This is a genomic window from Microbulbifer pacificus (genome assembly GCF_002959965.1).
GTDB lineage: Bacteria > Pseudomonadota > Gammaproteobacteria > Pseudomonadales > Cellvibrionaceae > Microbulbifer > Microbulbifer pacificus_A.
On record NZ_PREV01000026.1, the window covers coordinates 2334792 to 2352684 of the forward strand.

Here is a 17893-nt window from a genome sequence, read left to right on the forward strand (position 1 = left end):
TTGAGCGTTTACCTCTCGTCCGTCTTACACGCCGAGCCAGCGGCGGGCCGACGCCAGTGGTTTGCGCAACAGGTAATAGATCAATGGAACCCGTGCGCCGTAGATACGTGCGTGGCCGCGAGTATTGATCAGTATCTGCGGGTGGTCCTGCTCGATTCTGGCCAGAAGCCGGTAACTGGCTGGGAGGTTTTCCCCTTCACTGGTGAGCAGGCTGTGGTAGTGCAGTTGCCCCTCAATGGGGGAGAGAGGGTCGGATTCCGCGTAAAACACGGTGCGTGCGTGCTCCGGCAGCGCAATGGCGTCTACGGTGGGCAGGTCGATCTGGATCTGGCGCGCATCCGGTTGCACGATTTCCATGACCTTCTCACCGGCGCGAATACGCCGTCCTATCCATTCCGCCGGGTCGGTGTACGTCGCGATACCGGACGCCGGCGCCTTTACCCGTGTCTTTTCTAACTGGGCCTGCTGAAAATCCAGTTCCAGATGGCGAATAGCCAGATCGGTTTCCGCTTCTGCCAGCTTGTGGCCTGCGGACGTCTGCTGGAAATTGTATTGGCGGGTCATGCGCAGACGCTCACTGTAGAGTGCGATCTCCTGCTGCACACGGTCGATTTCCGCGGAGACTTCGGCGTCTTCCAGAGTAAACAGCAGCTGGCCGTCCTCGACCCGCGCGTTGGGTGGAATATTGATTTCCCGGATAACACCGTCGGTGCGCGCAGAGACGATGCGCGGGTCGATCGCGGCGAGGCTTGCCGGGGCGAGTACGCTCTGACGCACCGGTAACAGGCACACGCCCAGGAGAAGACCGGCGGCGATCAGCGGGCGGCGGCGAAACCAGTGGCGTAGAGAGAAACGCTTTGCGCCGCGCAGCGCGAGCATTGCTTGGCGCACGGCCGCGGCCAGCTCCCGCAATATTTCCTGCTCCTGCTCGGAAAGCGCCTTGGCTCGGAGTAGCGCGAGACACCCAAGATCTGCGTTCCGCGCGCTGCCCAGTGGCATCAACACCAGTGTTTTATGCAGAATTTCCGTCTTATTGTTTGTGCCCGCACCGACAGCGGCTGTCGAGAACGGAATCGACAATTGCAGCGGTGGTTGCGTGTTGGCGCGATGGATGTTTTCACGCGCCAGTTGTTGCCAGTGGTGAGCTTCGCTTGCGGTGGCGTCTACCGCAACGACGTTGGATGCTGCGGTGAGCGTAAGCGCCGGACCAGACAGGAACAGGCAGGTGTCAAATGCCAGCAGCAATTGGCTGTCGGTACAGGCAATGCGCGCGATCTGGGATTCATCGCTGGCACTGCGCAACCGTTTTTCCAGGGCGAGAAATGTGTTGAGTTTTTCCAGCAGCCGCGTGTCCACTTCAGTTGGCTCCATTCGCGGGCTGGCCGGCGACAAGTTCGTCGCGCCGCGTGTCATCGAGTTCAAACTGCGCTTCGCCACTCATGCCGGAAATCAACAGTGCCGGGGTGGATGCCGCGGTTTCGATCTGGTCGATTTTTCCGATCACGCGCACGGTGCGGGTTACCGGGTCTACCAGCGGCACAATGCGCTGCAGGCTCGCGCGGTAGACACGCCCGGTTTCGTTGATGGTGACCTGAAAGTGGTCACCGATGGAGAGTTGCTCCAGCCAACCGGAGGGAATGATCGCTTCTACTTCCAGGCCGCGGTTGTCAATCAGTTCGAACAGCGGCATGCCGACCTCCGCGCGCTGGTGCGGCTCCACACTGCGACCGATCACAAAGCCGTCAAAAGGCGCGCGCACTTCACAGTAGCTGTTGCGATGCCGGAGTATCCGGGCGTTGGCGGTAGCCTCGGCCAACTGGGCTTCGCTCTGAACCATTTCCAGTTCGCTGATATTACCGCCCAGCTGCTTCAGGGAAATGTTGGCATCCAGCTGACGGCGCGCGAGTGCGCGCTGAGATTCCGCGCCTTCCAGTTCGGCCTTGAGTTCCGTGCAGTCGAAACGTGCCAGTACGTCGCCTTTTTCAAAGCGATCGCCGGCACGCAGGCGCACTTCGGTGATGCGCGCTGCCAGTTCGCTGGAGAGTTGCACACGGCTGAGGGCGTTGAGCTTGGCGGGAGCGGTGTGAGGCCGGACTGGCGCGCCTGTGGCAGTGCTGTGGAAAACACAGGATGCAAGCAGGGCTCCTGCGCAGGCAGTGGAGAGCACCGCGCGGAATAACTGTCGGGCGCGAAAAATAAATACCACGGTTACCACCTTTACCACTGTTACTGCATTTTTATCCACGGCTGCTGTTTCAGATTTGCTCTTTGCGCAATGCCGTTACCAGTGCGCTGCAGCCTGTCCCTGTTCACGGATTTCCGCCTCGCGTTTTTCCACCCCTTCCGGGTTGTAACCGCCGACGGGCAGCAGCTCCATGCCGGCGCTCTGGGTACGCATATCCGCTACCTGCTGTTCGATCACATCCAGCGGCTGGCGGTAGTCGATGTAAAACTCGGGTTGGAAGCCCACCGCGTTGCTGAGGCGTCCATTGGCGCTGCGCCAGTCGGCGTAACTCACGTCCCGTTGCACACTGGAGACCAGGGCCTGGGTGGCGGCGTGAATACTTTCGAGCTCAGTGCCCTGGCTCGACTGCCAGCGGGCGCGGGACTGGCTTGCCATCTCGGTGTCCAGTGAAGCCATTTCTTCGGCGTAACCGTGATTCAGCTGGGCGCGTCGCAGGTGGCTGTACGCCAGGTCTACCTGGGTGAGCACCGCGACGGTGAGCGCGGCGCGGCGCACGTCGCCGAGGCGCTCGGTATCGCGGGCGTAACCCACCAGGTCGCGTCCACCGACCACCGTCCCGAGCAGGTCCCAGGTGAGACGCAGGCTGCTTTCCGCCCAGTCGTTGTAGAGAAGGTAGCTGTTGTCGTCGTAGAAGTAACCGGTGCGCAGTTCCAGTCCGGGCAACAGTTGCAGGCAGGCCTTGCGGATTTCCGCAGCGGCAATGCGTTCGCGGTAGTCTTCCTCGAGCAGCTCGGGGCGGTTGCGCAGGCTGTATTGTTCAAGTTCGTGAATGCTCATTTCCGAGAAGGGACTGCGCAGTATGTCGCTGGCGCTGGCACTTACAGTAAACGGTGTGCCGGGTGGAAGCCCCATCAGTGAGGCGAGCTCCATTTTTGCGTTGTGCATGTCGCCTTCCAGCGCCAGCAGCTGCTGCATCAGGTCCAGCAGGTCGCGGCGGTAGGCGAGGCTGGCCTCGGTCTGGCGCAGGCCGCGCTCGGCGCTTTCGCGGGATTTCTCCAGGGCGCGGCGAGTCTGCTCAATGAGTGCGGGAAGCTGGCTCTGGGCGCGCTGGGCGGCGGCGGCCATCCAGAAGGCGTATTCCACATCCATGATGACGTTGTGCATCAGCTTGCGCTGACGCTCGATGGCAATCATGACGCCGTCGGCCGCCTGCTTGGCGGAAAGATAGTTGATGCCAAAATCGAGTACGTTCCATGAGAGTTCCAGGCCGGCGGTGCTGTAGGTTTTGTCCAGAGATGTGGATTGGGCGAGGGACTGATTGCCGTTCACGTCCTCGCTGCTGGCGAAGTGCTGTTTGTTGCGGTGATTGTAACCGGCGCTGGCGGCGATTTCCGGCAGCATGTCCCAGCGTGACAGGCGCAGGTTGCGGTTGGCCACCACGGCTTCCATCAGCTTCAGACGGTTGTCCATGTTGTAGGCGATGGCGCGGGCAATGGCTTCGTTGAGATCAATGGGGCCGGTTACCGGCTGCTGGTTGCCGAATGCGGTCTGCCAGTCGCTGTTGGCCCGCAAGTCTATGCTGGCGTCGTCCATGGCGGTGGGCTTAACCGCACAGGCGGACAGGGTCAGACCGAAGGCTGCCAGGGTGGCGAGGGGAGCCAGACGCATATCACTTTGTCCTTAGCATACTTATTGACTACGAAGTGCACGGTACAGCTGCGCCCGGTAAATCTAGTTGAGGTGACAAAAGTTGTTGGTACGAAGGTGCGAATTGGCGTTTGTATCTTTGAGAAATGTGTGTTTTCTCGCCGCTTTGGCGTCGTATTCACTGAATTGGCTGAATGCCGTACGTGGAGATTGGTTTCCCTCTCACTCCAGGGGGGAGGAGGATGGTGGAAAAATCTGGCAGTATCCGTACGGGGAATGTCTGTGATCCCCCGGAAAGCAATAATAAAAACAACGGAAACCGACGATGAGAGAGAGCCTCGCCCTTGGCCAGTATTCAGTTTAACGGTGTCAGCAAGCGCTACGACGACGGTCCCGCCATTGTGCCGGGGCTGGATTTGACGATTCGCGATGGCGAATTCATGGTGCTTGTCGGGCCCTCTGGCTGTGGTAAGTCCACCACTCTGCGCATGATCGCGGGGCTGGAATCCATTACCGCCGGCGACCTGATAATCGGTGGCCACCGGGTCAACGACCTGCCCCCCAAGGACCGGGACATCGCCATGGTGTTCCAGAATTACGCCCTCTACCCGCACATGAGCGTGTTCGAGAACATGGCGTTCGGCCTGCGGGTGCGGAATTTTCCCAAGCTGGGTATTGAGCGGCGGGTGCGGGATGCGGCGGACACTCTTGGTCTTTCCGATCTTCTCGGGCGCAAACCCGGCCAGCTCTCCGGGGGCCAGTGTCAGCGGGTGGCACTGGGCCGCGCCATGGTGCGCGATCCGCAGGTATTTCTGTTCGACGAGCCGCTCTCTAACCTCGATGCCGAGCTGCGGGTGCAGATGCGCGGGGTGATCCACCGTCTGCACCGCCAGCTGGGCACTACCTCCGTATATGTCACCCACGACCAGGTAGAGGCTATGACCCTCGGCTCGCGTATCGCCATTCTCGATCGCGGTGAGCTGATGCAGGTGGGTACGCCGCTGGAGTTGTACAACGATCCGGACAATACCTTCGTCGCCGGTTTCATGGGCTCGCCGCCGATGAACCTGGTGTCGGTGGTGCACGACGGCACCCAGCTCACCTGTGAATTGATCAATCTGCCGCACCCGAAGCTACAGGGCTTGAAGCCGAATCTGCTGCTGGGGTTGCGTCCGGAAAAGCTGGTGTATGCCGCCAGCGCTCCCGCCCACTGGCCGCGGCTCCGGGGTGAGATTGAACTGGTGGAGAGCCTGGGTGCGGAGATGCTGGTGCATCTGCGCGCGGGGGCGGATCAGGTCATTGCTCGTCTGCCAGGTTTGCGGGTGTTCACTCTCGGCGATGTGCTGGAACTCGCCTTCGACCCGGCGGCGGTGTATCTGTTTGACGCGCAGAGCCAGCAGCGTATTCGCAGCGATGGCGCCAGGGCCGGGGCAGGTGTGTGTTGAAACGATCGGGTGCTGCGTATTGGCTGCTCGTTTTTCTGGTGCTGGCCATCGAGGTACACGCCGCGGAAACCCTGAACCTCTGGCACGGTTATCGCGGCGCCGAGCGCGTCGCCTTTGAACAGCTGATCGACGACTACAACCACAGTCAGAGCGATGTTCAGGTCAAGGCGCTGGCCGTGCCCTTCGGCAGTTACGCCGACAAACTCTCCGCCGCACTGCCGCGAGGCCAGGGGCCGGATCTTTTTGTATTCGCACACGACCGCCTCGGGGGCTGGGCGAGTGCCGGGCATACCGTGGCGCCCATCGACCACTACGTCGGAGAAGACATACTGCGCCGCTTTCCCCCGAACCTGATCGATGCCATGACCTTCGGCGGTGAGCTCTACGGCCTGCCGCTTGCCTTCAAGAGCCCGGCGCTGATTCTCAATACCGATCTGGTGCAGACCGCGCCTGCCACCACCGATGCCATGGTGGCCGAGGCCCGCCGTCACACCGATCGTAAGGCCGGGCACTTTGGCCTCGCCTACAGCTACACCGAACCCTTCTTTCACGGGGCTCTGATGAACAGCTTTGGCCGCGGTCCTTTTGATCGCGGTGGCAATCTGGATCTCGCCAGCCGCGCCAATATCGATTCCGTGGATATGTTGGTGCGCTGGGTGCGGCTGGACCGTATTTTGCCGGAGGAACCCAGCAGCACTCTGGTTACCAGCCTGTTCAATCAAGGGCGTGCCGCCATGGTCATCAGCGGTCCGTGGATGTTGGGGGAAATTGCCCCGGGGGTGAATTACCGGGTCGTACCTCTGCCGGTCAACAGCGACAGCGGCTTGCCACTGGCGCCCTGGGTGGCGGTGGAGGGGCTGTTTCTGTCGCCCTGGTCGAAAAATCCCGCCGCGGCGGTCGCATTGATGGACTATCTGACCCGTCGCTCCTCCGCGGAGAAAATGGGGATAGATGGTGGGCAGCTGCCGGCCAATATCCGCGCCTTTGAACATCCGCGTATCGCCACCGACGATACCGCCATGGCGTTTCGCCGCCAATTGGAAGTGGCGGTACCCATTCCCAATCTGCCGGCCATGACCCTGCTGTGGGTGCCGCTGGAAAATGTGCTGAAAAAAGTGGTGAAGGGCGCGGCACAACCGGAAGCGGAGATGCGCCAGCTGCAGCGCAGCCTGAGTGCGGATCTGGCGCGACTGGAGCGTTCCCGCGTCCGCGACCACAGTCCGGTTCAGATGCCGCAATGGATGTGGCTGTTACCGTTGGCGTTGTTACTGGTGGCGCTGCTGCTGTGGCGCCGCTACAGGGGGCAGATGGCTGCGGGTTGGTGGGCCTACCGCACCGCGTACCTTTATATTCTGCCGGCCATGCTGGGCATGTTGGTGCTCGTATTTTTTCCGCTGGCTTACGGTCTGCTGCTGTCGTTTACCGACACCACCGTGTTCAATGAGCACACGCCGCTGTGGTCGCGCTTTGCGGGGGTCGACAACTATGCCGCAATACTTGGAGATTTTCATTTATGGCGGGGCCAGGGCAGCGAGCGCAGTCTCGATTTTGACAATTTCTATTGGACTCTGCTGATCACGATTTTGTGGACCGCGAGCAATGTGATGCTCGCGGTGGGGCTGGCGTTGGTGCTGGCATTGGCACTGGACAAACCCATCTTTGGTCGCGCCTGGTTCCGCCTGATTCTGATTCTCCCCTGGGCCATACCCAACTACATTACCGCCCTGGTGTGGAAGGGGATGTTTCACCCTCAGTTCGGGGTCGTCAATCAGGGGTTGCAGGTCATGGGCATGACGCCGGTGGCCTGGTTCGACTCCATCGGCGCCAGCTTTTTTACCGGGCTTGTGACCAATGTGTGGCTGAGTATCCCGTTTATGATGGTGGTCATTCTGGGCGGCCTGCAGTCAATCCCGCGGGAACTCTATGAAGTGGCGAAGGTGGAAGGTGCCGGGCGCTGGTTCCAGTTTCGCGCCATCACTCTGCCGCTGCTGAAACCGGTGTTGATTCCGGCGGTGATCCTGTCGGTGGTGTGGACCTTCAACATGTTCAATGTCATCTATCTGGTGAGCGACGGTGCGCCGGCGGGAGCCAACGATATCCTGATCACCAAGGCGTTCCGTATTGGTTTTGAAAAATACCAGTACGCGTACGCGGCGGCCTACTCCATGGTGATTCTGGTACTGCTTTTCTGTTACGCCATGTGGCAAATGCGGGTGAGCCGGACGCTGGAGGTGGTGCGGTGAATACGGCCGTCGGGCGACGAAAACAGGTTCTTCCCTCGCGGCTGGTAACAGTTCTGCGGGATATCTTCAGCTGGCGTTTTGCCCTGCTGGTGTTTTCCACTCTAATTGTGATCTACCCATTGTTATGGGTGGTGAGCCTTGCCTTTTCCGGTCAGCAGTCCCTGACCCTGGTGCGGTTACCGGAGGACGCCAGTATCGTTCAGCAGTTGCAGGCCCTGATCCCGTTGCCCGAGCAGTGGACGCTGGGTAACTTCCGCGCAGTGCTTACGGAGCAGCCGTTTCTGCGCTGGCTTGGCAACAGCCTGGTGGTCGCGTTGGCCACCACCGTAGTCGGTCTATCCCTCAGTTGCACCGCGGCCTATGCCTTTTCCCGATTCCGTTTTGCCGGGCGCGAGCGCGGCATGTTGCTGTTTCTGATTTCGCAAATGTTTCCCGCAGTATTGATGCTGATTCCTCTGTACGTGATCGTGGTGCAGTGGTTGGGGCTCGGCAATTCCTGGCTGGGCTTGATTCTGGTCTACTCCATTACCGCACTGCCGTTCTGTGTATGGATGCTGAAAGGGTATTTCGACACTCTGCCTTTTGAAATTGAGGAATCCGCGCTATTGGATGGTGCGAGCCGCTGGACCATTTTCATCCGCATCATCCTGCCGTTGGCGCGCCCAGCCATTGCGGTTACCGGTTTGTTCGCATTCATGACCGCTTGGAATGAATTTATCCTCGCCTCCATCTTTATGGACGATGAATCCCGCTACACGGTCCCCGTGGGCCTGCGTTTTTTTGTAAGCGACTACGCTTCCGAATGGGGTTTCTTTGCCGCCGGTTCCATTCTGGTCTCACTGCCGGTTATGCTGCTGTTTCTCTCTCTACAGCGCTTTCTGGTGTCCGGGCTCTCCGCGGGCGCCGTAAAGGGATAAGTGAATAAATAGCGTAACCACCGATTAAATGATTCCACCTATAAAAACAGGCGTGACGCCATGCACAATAATTTTTACCCACTGCTCTTCCGCGTTAAAGCGCTTGTACTGGCCACCTGCACTTTCGGAGGCGCAATGACCAGTGCCGCTGAAAATTCCGCAGAAAGCAATGTGGTTCACCAGCCGCAATTTCGAGGTGTACAGCTCTACACGCTGCGCAACCAGATGCAGGAAAGTGTGGACCAGACTCTGACCAGAGTGGCTGCGGCCGGCTACCGCCAGGTGGAATTTGCCGGTTTCTACGATCACAGTGCTCGCGAGATACGTACGTTGCTGGATAACCACGGGCTCACCGCGCCGGCCAGTCATTTCCCGCTGGAAGCCATGGAGGCGGACTTTGCTGCGGTGATCGAGCAGGCGAAGACACTCGGCAGCCGTTATATCGTGCTGGCATGGCTGGAGCAGAGCCGGCGCAGCGCGGCGGATTACCGCAGGCTGGTGGAAGGCTTGAACGATTGGGGGCGTCAGGCCCGGGCGGCGGGATTGCGCCTCGCCTATCACAACCACGATTTTGAATTTGAATCCACATCAGACCAGGGCGATGGATTTATTCCCTATCAGCTGTTGCTGGACAATACCGATCCACAGCTGGTGTATTTCGAAATGGATCTGTACTGGATGCACAGGGCCGGGCAGGAACCGGAGCATTATTTCAGCCGTTACCCCGGGCGCTTTCCGCTGTGGCATTTGAAAGACGCGGATACCGAGGGCGGTATGGCGGACGTAGGGCAGGGTGTCATCGATTTTCCCGCGCTGCTCGCGCACGCCAAACAGGCCGGGCTGGAATATGCGTTTGTGGAGCGCGACGATGCGGCCGCGCCCTACGACAGTATTCAGCGCAGCCTGCGCACGATTAAACGCTGGGATTGAATGTATTCCATCAGCCCGCCGGCGCGGGCCCGGTACTTTTTCGGATCATCAGCCGATGCGGCAGTATCTTGTTGCACGCCTGCATTTTTTTGCCATTCAGCTGTGGCAGCAGCAGCTCCATACACTCGATACCGATTTCCGTCATCGGCTGGGCCACAGTGGTGAGTGCGGGGTAGCAGTATTCCGCGTAGGAAATATCGTCAAAACCCATTACCGATACATCCTGCGGAATCCGCAGGCCCATATCGTGCAGAGTGGCCAGGCAGCTCATGGCCATTTCATCGCTGAAGTTGAAGATCGCGGTGGGCCGGTTGGGCTGCGCCATCAGCTTGCGTGTGGCTTGCTCCGCGTCTTTCAGCCCGTAATTTCCCGCTTCGATCAGTGAATCGTCCACCTGGATGCCCGCACCGCGCAGGGCGTAGCGGTAGCCCTTGAGACGATCCTGGGTGCTGGGGGATTTCAGATGCCCGGTAATGGCGGCGATGCGTTTGTGGCCGAGGGTAATCAGGTAGTTCACCGCTTCCTCCGCCGCCGCCACGTTGTCGATATTCACCTTGGGCAGGCCGGGAAGATCAATCGGCTCGCAGGCGTTGACCATCGGCGGCAGCTGATCCGCCAGCGGGATATCCGGGTCGACATCGATGGGAAGGTTGGAGCAGAACAGCAGGATACCGTCGGCCTGTCGGGAACGGGCCATGGCGGCGAAGGAGCGCTCGCGGCTCTCAAGTTCCTGGGTGTCGCCGAGCAGCAGTGAATAACCGTTCTCCAGTGCGATACTTTCGATGGCTCGGATCACCGGATAGTTGAATGCACTGGTGACGTCCGGAATGATGGCCACCAGGTTGTTGGTCTTGGCCTTGCGCAACCCCGCACCCAGATTGCTTGGGGTATAACCGGTGCGATTGATGACTTCGAGCACCTGGTTGCGCTTCTCTTCGCTAACCAGTTCCGGGTTGTGAATCACCCGGGATACCGTGGACGGGGACACGTTCGCCGCTTTGGCGATTTCGATGATGCCAGTCATGGTGCTTTCTCTCGTTTTTTATAATTGTTTTTACCGCCGTTTGAGTACTTCTTATTTCGTGGTACTTCTTATTTCATGGTACGTCTCAAAACTATCGCAGGCCCGATCGATGATAGCGGTTGCGGGGCAGCAGTGCATCGGTTTCCTTGAGTTTGGGATGATCGTTTAATCAACGGAGCATTTGAGGATGAATCATTTTCGAGAAACGTTTTCAGAAGGCCGGTGTGTTTGATTTTGATCCCCGGGATCTGAAAATTTTCAGTATGCCGTGTGCCTGCTCCATGAAAAAGGGGCGCCGTGGCGCCCCGCAAAATACTACTGACGAACGTTACTGAATCAGCAGGTTGAAGCCCGGCTGGATAAAAATCGTATCCGGATGGGCTATATCAGTGGTGCTCCAGTTGTTGATGTTGACCGTGCCGTTACCGGTGTAGGAGAAGAATGCGGCTCCCGGGTGCGGTGAGGAGAAGCGCGAGGTGGTCACGCCGTCGAGGCCGGTGCCGTCAATGACGATATCGTTGAACACAATATTCTGGAAACCGCCGCCGTAGCCCACCTGGATAGCGCTGCGCTGGGTGTCGTAGATGGCCACGCGGGAGATGGTGACGTTGCGGATCGAGTTGGTGGACGCCTCCAGATCGATCGCGCCACGCTCGCCATTGTACAGGTCCTGGCTGGTGCCGCTGCGGATGATGGTGCTATCGGTAAACTCTACCCCGGTATTGTCTTGGAAGTGATAGCCGGGGAATACCGTGTTCATGCGGAAGCCGGAGCCACCCACCGTGTCCACAATCAGGTTGTAGCTGGCCTTGTGACCGCTGCCACCAAAGAACGCCACCGCCGCCGCGCGCCAGTTATTCTCGATGGTGTTGTGAGTGAACAGGTTGTTCACTCCCGGTGGTGCGGCGTTGTAATTACTGGTCCACACCGCCAGTGCATCGTCACCGTTATTGCGCAGGCTGCAGTTGCGCACGGTGCTGTTGCTGGTGCCCTGGGCGAAGTTGACCCCGTCCGCCAGGTTGTTGCGAATGCGGCTGTGTTCGATCAACAGATTCTCCGCATGGATCGCCGGGTTATGCGCATAGTCACCCACCCAGAAGCCCGCTTCGAAATGCTCGACCCACACATTGTGAATGCGCGAGTTGTTGCCGAAGTTGTCCATAAACGCTTTGTAAATTGCATTCTGGCTGTAGCGCGAGCGCAGGTTGGAGTTCATATACACATGGCTGAAATCCAGTTGGCCGAGTATGCGCAGGGAGATACCGCCGCTGGCGGAGTTGGCATTGGTGAACTGGATATTGGTATGCCAGATACCGGCGCCAACAACCGTCAGGTTCTGAATCATGTTATCGGTACTGCCCACCCGCCACATATCGTTCAGGTGGAAGGTGCCCGGCGGAATGTACAGGCTCTGACCGGTGGCTACCGCCTGGTCCACGGCGTCCTCGAACGCGGCGAGATCGTCGATGCCATCATTGGCCACTGCGCCAAAGTCGGTCACCGCCACGGCATTGGCCGGGCGCGCGATTGCCGCGGGCACATGCTCGATCTCGATAAAGTCCACACCGTATTCGATAGCATCGGGACCTTTCTGAATACGGATCACATCGCCCGCCTGCAGCGGCGAATCCAGTTTCCAATGCACCTCGTCGAAACGGAACAGCGGGCGGCCGCCGCCGGGAGCATCATTGGGGTGGTCGCCGGAGAAATACTGCCAGGCGAAGTAGGAGGTCAGGTCGATGGTCTTTGCATACTGGCCATTGACGTACACATCCAGTGACCCGTTGAGCCCCATACCGTCGCCGGAGTCCGGCATGGTAAAGCGCATGGTCACCCCGGCACCACCTTCACCACTGCGCACCGTCCACTGGGTATAACTGCCACTGGCGGGCAGGGCGATATAGCTCTGTGCGCTGGCCTCGGAGGCAAGCTGACTCTGGTCAAAGGTGGGCGCACTGCGTACCACGGCACCGCCGCCGATGGTGGCGATATCCGTATCGTAACGGTAGTAGGGCATGGCCGCGCCGTGGCTGCTGTCCGGTTCCGGATGCGGCGAGCCGGAGCTGCCACCGCTGCCTGATCCTGACCCGGAGCCAGAACTCGAACCGGAGCCGGAGCTGGAGGAGCTTGAACCCGCACCGCTGGAGCTGCTCGAACTGCTGGAGCTGCTGCCAGTGCCTGAACTACCACCGGAACTGCCACCAGAGCTCGAACTTGAACTGGAGCTGGACCCGTTCAACCCGTTGATGGTGATATGGAAATCCGGTGACTCATCTTTGATATTCACCACATTGTTGAACATGGTCAGGTTGTTGAATTCCACACTGCCCACGGCGGGACCCTGGCCGGCTTCCGGCATGGGGTTGGACCAGATACCGAAGCCGGAGCGATTCGGATACTGCGGATCTACCTTGGCACCGGAAATGGTGACGTTGGTAAACACCGTATCCTCGAATACATTTTCGTGCTGACTGCCGGAGTACTTGGTCTGGAACATGATGCCGTGATAGGTGGGGTCGACAATTTCCAGATCCGAAATGCGGATGCCGCGGAAGGTACTGGATGCGGAGAACAGCCACATGGCCGGAAATACCTGATCTCCCCAGAAATGCCCACCGGAACGCAGAATGGTGATGCCCTCGAAATTGGTGGTGGGGGTGTACTGGAAGCCGGTAAATGCATAGCCGAAGTCCAGTGAGCTGATGGTGACGCCGCTGTAGGTCAGGGTATCTTCCACCTGGATATTGCGGAAGGTATTGCCCTGGCCACCGTAACTGGCGAGACCGGCCGCGCGCCAGGGTGTCATGGCGGTGAGGTTTTCATACAGATTGTTCTGCACGATACCGCCGCCGTTATCCGTGGCTGCAAACAGTGCGAAGCTGTCGTCACCGGTGGAGCGTGCTTCGCTATTGAACACATGGTTGCCGCTGGAGCCGTTGGTGAAGTTCACCCCGTCGGCGAACGTATTGCGGATACGTGCATTCCTGATCACGGTGTCGTGTACGCTCGCACCCCAGAACATACACACCTGGTGTTCCACCCACAGGTTGTCCAGGGTCATGTTGCGCACGCCGTTGAAGTCGAACACCTTGCCCGGGCCATCGATACGGCTGACGTAATTGCCAAAGAAACTGAAGTTGGCAAAGGTGGAACCGTTGGCGGCCTGGGATACCGCAAAACCCGCATCCGTATTCGTTTGCGAGGACGGTGTGTAAAAGCGCGTGTACCAGGGACCGGCGCCGACAATTTTCAATGGTGCCTGGGTTACCTGGAACTTGTAATTGGTCTCGTAATTGCCCGGTGGCAGATAGACACCCTCCGCACCGCTGCCGGCGGCGTCGGTAATCGCCTGTTGTACCGCCTGATGGGTAAAACCGTTCGGTACGACAAAGGTCCCCGGGTTCGGGTTGGGAATCGGGGATACATTTTCCAGGCTGATAAAGTCAATGGTGTACTGACTGTCATTGCCCGCGTCCTTCTGCAGGCGTATCACACTGCCCGCGGGAATCACCCGGTCGAACATCAGGTTGGCCTCGTCGTAGATATGCCGCGGCGCTCCGGCGCCGGGATTATCCTGAGGGGAGGCCTCGTTGCCGTACAGCCAGGCGTGCTTTGAGGTTAGCGGCAAGGTTTTTTCAAACTGTCCATTCACATACACGTTCAGGCTTGAGGTAATTCCGCCGCCGCCCGGTGCATCGGGAATGGAAAAGCGTGTGACCAGGGTATTGGTGTCTTCCTCGGTGGTGAATTCTACATAGGCGCCGGTGCTGCTCAGGGTCACCGCGCTGCGGCCGGAAGCCTCACCGGCGAGATCGCCGATGCTGCGATTGGGCGCGAGTACCTGGGCGCCGCCGCCGGTAACGCCATTTTCCGCCTGATAAATGGAGTAAAGCATGTCCGCACCGCGCACCGTGGGGTCCGGGCTGGTGCCTTCCTGCTGGGTAGTGCCGGTGACCCCAATACTGTCATCGGAGGTACCGAACTGGTTGTAGGCGCGCACCGCGTACTGGTAACTGGTGGCAGGGGTGAGTCCGCTGTCCGCGTAGGCGGTCTCTACGGTACTGCCGATTAGCAGGCCATCGCGCAGGATTTCATAACCTTCGGCCAGTGGCGCCGCATCCCAACTCAGGAACAGAGTGGTACTGGTACCGCCGGAAATGAGCAGGTTTTGCGGTACCCCAGGCGGCACCGGATCCGGGTAACCGTGGATTTCCACCTCGGAAAACTGCCCGGCATTCCAGCCGGTATTACCGGTTACCTCGAGTCGGACATAGCGCAGTGCGGTCTCTGCGAAGCTGGCAAAGGTAGTATTGCCTGTGGCGGGATCGAAGCTGTATCCCTGCGCACCGGCCAGCGGGAAAAAGTTCACCCCGTTGTCGCTGCCGGAAATGGCAATGGTCTGGGTGCGCGCCTGCCAGGCGAAATCCGGGGGTAACTTCATGGTTACCTGGTCCACGTAATGCGTGCTGCCCAGGTCAAAGGTCGCGGACTGCGGGAAGCCGCCGCCGCTCTCCCAGTAACTGGATGCATTGCCGTCGGTCATATTGGCGGGTGGCAGATGCCCCACCGCGCTGGTCGCCGTGGCACTGGCATCTATTACCGGATAGCTGCTCGGCGTGCCGCCGCTGCTGCCGCCACTACTGCTGCTGGATGAGCTTCCCCCGGAGCTGCTTGAGCTGCTGCCGCTGTCGTCGCCGTAAATTTCCAGCTCGGATACTTGCCCCGCGGGCCAGCCGTCGTTGCCGGTCACCGTCACGCGGAGATAGCGCGCGTTGGTGCTGTTGAACGGAATATCGACCGTATTGCCGCTACCCTGATTGAAGTGATAGCTGGCGCTGCCGACGATGGTGTTGTAACTGCCACCATCACTGCTGCCGCTCACGCTCAGGGTCTGGTTGCGGGACTCCCAGTTGCCGGGCAATTTCAACGTGATACTGGTGAGGGATTTGACACTGCCGAGATCCGCAGTGAGCGACTGCGGGAAGGCATTGTTGGTGCTCTCCCAGTAGCTCGCCTGGTTGCCATCATTGGCGTTGCCGGCGCCGTACACATCGGTATAAGACGTCGCATTCAGTTGCGCGCCCGACGCGAGATTGGTTTGTGCCTGCGCCGGTAAAAGGTAAAACAGATTCAGCAGCGCGCTGGCCGCGAGCACCGTAGCTTTCGGTTTACTCAGGTGCCCACTGGTACCTCGGTAGTGTCGCCATGAAGCATGGCTCAATCGGAATTTCATCATCGGTTCCTCATTGTTTTTTATCGTAGTACTGCGCTTTGTCCTGTGAACATCGTGCATTTCCCCCGCCGGGGGATTTTCGGGCTGCACGAGATTGCCCCGGTCACAGGTGCCGGACTGCAAACGTACTGCTTGAGAAATGGCCCGGGAGGGCGGAAGACGGTGAAGACGCTGCTTCGGAAAGCATTACACGCGGGCGCGGCGTCAGTGGAATGTGGACCGGCTTGCCCCAGCGGCTTTCCGGTGGGGCGATTGGCGGCTTCCTGTGAGTGTGGATATCAACCAGCGGCCATCAGGGTGTATCCGCCAGCAGGCTGATGGCCATGCCACCGCCGGGTGCCAGTTGTGCTCGCACCTTGTCGCCGGCCTTCACCCTGCGGGTTTCGATCACATAATCCTCGGGATTCTTCTGGTAGTCCGCTTTCTCCCCGTCGCGATAGATGGTGGCGGTATAGCTCAGGTCTTTGTTGAGAAAATCCAGATTCACGGCCACCTCGCGCGCCTTCTCATCGGTAATCGCACCGACAAACCAGTCTTCACGTCCGCGGGCCTGTCGTGCGATGGCAATGTGCTCGCCGATTTCACCGGACAATACTTTTGTGGTTTCCCAGTCGGTGGCCACATCTTTGATAAACTGAAACGCGTCAGGATATTTTGCGTAGTTCTCTGGCAGATCCGAGGCCATTTGCACCGGCGAGTAGATCACCACATACAGCGCGAGCTGCTTGGCCAGGGTGGTGTTCACCTGGTTTTCCGGACGGCTGGGCAGGGTGATATCGAAGGTGCCGGGAGTGAAATCCATCGGGCCGGCAAGCAGTCGGGTAAACGGAATGATGGTGGTGTGATCCGGCGGGTTACCGCCGTCTTTGGACCAGGCATCGTACTCCTGACCGCGCGCTACTTCGCGGGAAATCAGGTTCGGATAGGTGCGGCGCTCACCGGTATCTTTGACGGTTTCATGCGCGACCACCATGACCTTGTGCTCAGCGGCAACCCTGGTCACCTTTTCCGCGTGCTGAACAAATTTCTGGCCGTGGTGGTAGTTGCCGTTGGTCAGCAGCTCACCGCTCTCCACATATCCGGTTTTAACCGCTTTCATGCCGTGTTTTTGCAGGAAATCGTATGCGTCCTCCAGCTGGCGCTCGTAGTTGTCGGTTTCCGATCCTGTTTCGTGGTGGCCGATGATGTACACACCTTTCTCCGCGGCATACTTGCTGAGCAGATCGACATCGTAGTCGGGGTAGGCCTTGGTGAAATTGAATGCGGCGCCCCCGTGGTTGAACCACTCGCCGTCCCAGCCCCAGTTCCAGCCTTCCACCAGTACTCCATCGAAACCGTTGGCGGCCGCGAAATCGATATACTTCCTGGTATTTTCTGTGGTGGCCCCGTGTTTGGGGCCCTGGTTCCAGGTGCTCTTTTCCAGATGCATCTCCCACCAGATTCCCACATATTTTCCGGGTTTGACCCAGGAGACATCACCCAGTTTATTGGGCTCGTTCAGGTTCAGGGTGAGATAGGAGGTGATCAGGTCAGTTTCCCTATCCGCAATCTGTACCGTGCGCCAGGGACTGGCGAAGGGTACCGGGGCTTCCACCTTCACCGGATTGTCCTTGTGAATGGGTACCAGTGCCGCTTTGAGGCGAGTGCCATCGCCCACGAGGTTCATGGTGGCGTAATCCTTCAATACCGCCTCGTGAATGGCAACGACATGGGCGGGGCTGGAGTTCGCTTTCATGGTGAAGGGGGTGTGCACCAGTTTCACCTGATCCAGTGGGGTATTCCGGGTGAGGTACTCATACTTCTCACCGGCCAGTGCGGGTGTCCACCAGCTGGAGTAATTTTCCAGCATGTTGAACTCGGTAGCCTCATCAAGAATCTCCACCTGTTCAAGGCCGGGCTGTGCTGGCACCTGATAGCGGAACGCGATACCGTCGTCATAAGCGCGGAAAATAAGGTTGAGCTTACGCGTCGCCTTCCCCTGGTCTTTCAGCGCGACGACCACTTCGTTGTAGTGGTCGCGAATGAAACGCTCTTCACCCCAGGGTTGTTCCCAGGTGGTATCGGCGCTGCGGGACTGCACGGCCTCGATAGCGAAGTTCTCCAGCATATCGGCGGCCTTGTGGAAATCGAGCCCCAGCAGGGATTCTCCTATAACGGGCTCGCCGGCGTAGCTGGCGCGATAGGCGGGCTGCCCCTTGTCGGTGAGATAGACATCCACGGAGATCGCACCCGAAGGGGACTGCAGCTTCGTCGGGAGCACCGCGTTTGC

At 59.2% G+C, this 17893-nt stretch carries 10 protein-coding genes; 4 read left to right on the top strand and 6 right to left on the bottom strand.

The features are described 5' to 3' along the window. Positions 1-24: 24 nt before the first annotated feature. Genes C3938_RS10125 through C3938_RS10135 form a run of 3 tightly spaced genes read right to left on the bottom strand, consistent with a single transcriptional unit; the run spans position 25 to position 3853 of the window. The gene (locus tag C3938_RS10125) at positions 25-1356 is read right to left on the bottom strand and encodes an efflux RND transporter periplasmic adaptor subunit (RefSeq protein ID WP_158681638.1); all 1332 of its coding nucleotides are present in this window, start codon (positions 1354-1356) and stop codon (positions 25-27) included. Position 1357: 1 nt separating this feature from the next. Next, entirely contained in the window at positions 1358-2245 is an 888-nt protein-coding gene (locus C3938_RS10130; protein WP_105103004.1) for an efflux RND transporter periplasmic adaptor subunit, read from the bottom strand. 36 nt (positions 2246-2281) lie between these two features. Beyond that, complete coding sequence (locus tag C3938_RS10135) at positions 2282-3853, bottom strand: TolC family protein (protein WP_105103005.1); 1572 nt, start codon at positions 3851-3853, stop codon at positions 2282-2284. Positions 3854-4176: 323 nt separating this feature from the next. On the opposite strand from C3938_RS10135, the gene C3938_RS10140 reads away from it, so the two are divergent. The 4 genes from C3938_RS10140 (at position 4177) to C3938_RS10155 (ending at position 9367) form a co-directional block, all read left to right on the top strand. After that, complete coding sequence (locus tag C3938_RS10140; protein WP_105103006.1) at positions 4177-5277, top strand: ABC transporter ATP-binding protein; 1101 nt, start codon at positions 4177-4179, stop codon at positions 5275-5277. Beyond that, the gene (locus C3938_RS18080; RefSeq protein WP_105103007.1) at positions 5271-7520 is read left to right on the top strand and encodes an extracellular solute-binding protein; all 2250 of its coding nucleotides are present in this window, start codon (positions 5271-5273) and stop codon (positions 7518-7520) included. The genes C3938_RS10140 and C3938_RS18080 overlap by 7 nt, the downstream gene beginning before the upstream one ends. Further along, positions 7517-8437, top strand: a complete 921-nt coding sequence (locus tag C3938_RS10150; protein ID WP_199775526.1) for a sugar ABC transporter permease — start codon at positions 7517-7519, stop codon at positions 8435-8437. Before C3938_RS18080 ends, C3938_RS10150 begins: the two co-directional genes overlap by 4 nt. A 135-nt stretch (positions 8438-8572) precedes the next feature. Continuing rightward, on the top strand, positions 8573-9367 hold the full coding sequence (locus tag C3938_RS10155; RefSeq protein WP_158681639.1) for a sugar phosphate isomerase/epimerase family protein: 795 nt from the start codon (positions 8573-8575) through the stop codon (positions 9365-9367). A gap of 10 nt (positions 9368-9377) precedes the next feature. Here C3938_RS10155 and C3938_RS10160 read toward each other — a convergent pair whose 3' ends face one another. The 3 genes from C3938_RS10160 to C3938_RS10170 all read right to left on the bottom strand — a co-directional run bounded on the left by C3938_RS10160 (position 9378) and on the right by C3938_RS10170 (position 17884). Beyond that, positions 9378-10391: a LacI family DNA-binding transcriptional regulator gene (locus C3938_RS10160; RefSeq protein ID WP_105103009.1), complete on the bottom strand. Its 1014-nt coding sequence runs from the start codon at positions 10389-10391 to the stop codon at positions 9378-9380. A gap of 328 nt (positions 10392-10719) precedes the next feature. Continuing rightward, positions 10720-15627 (bottom strand): discoidin domain-containing protein, encoded by a 4908-nt coding sequence (locus tag C3938_RS10165; protein WP_199775527.1) that lies wholly within the window; start codon positions 15625-15627, stop codon positions 10720-10722. Positions 15628-15916: 289 nt separating this feature from the next. Next, positions 15917-17884: a glycoside hydrolase family 97 protein gene (locus C3938_RS10170; protein WP_199775528.1), complete on the bottom strand. Its 1968-nt coding sequence runs from the start codon at positions 17882-17884 to the stop codon at positions 15917-15919. Between the last annotated feature and the right edge of the window lie 9 nt (positions 17885-17893).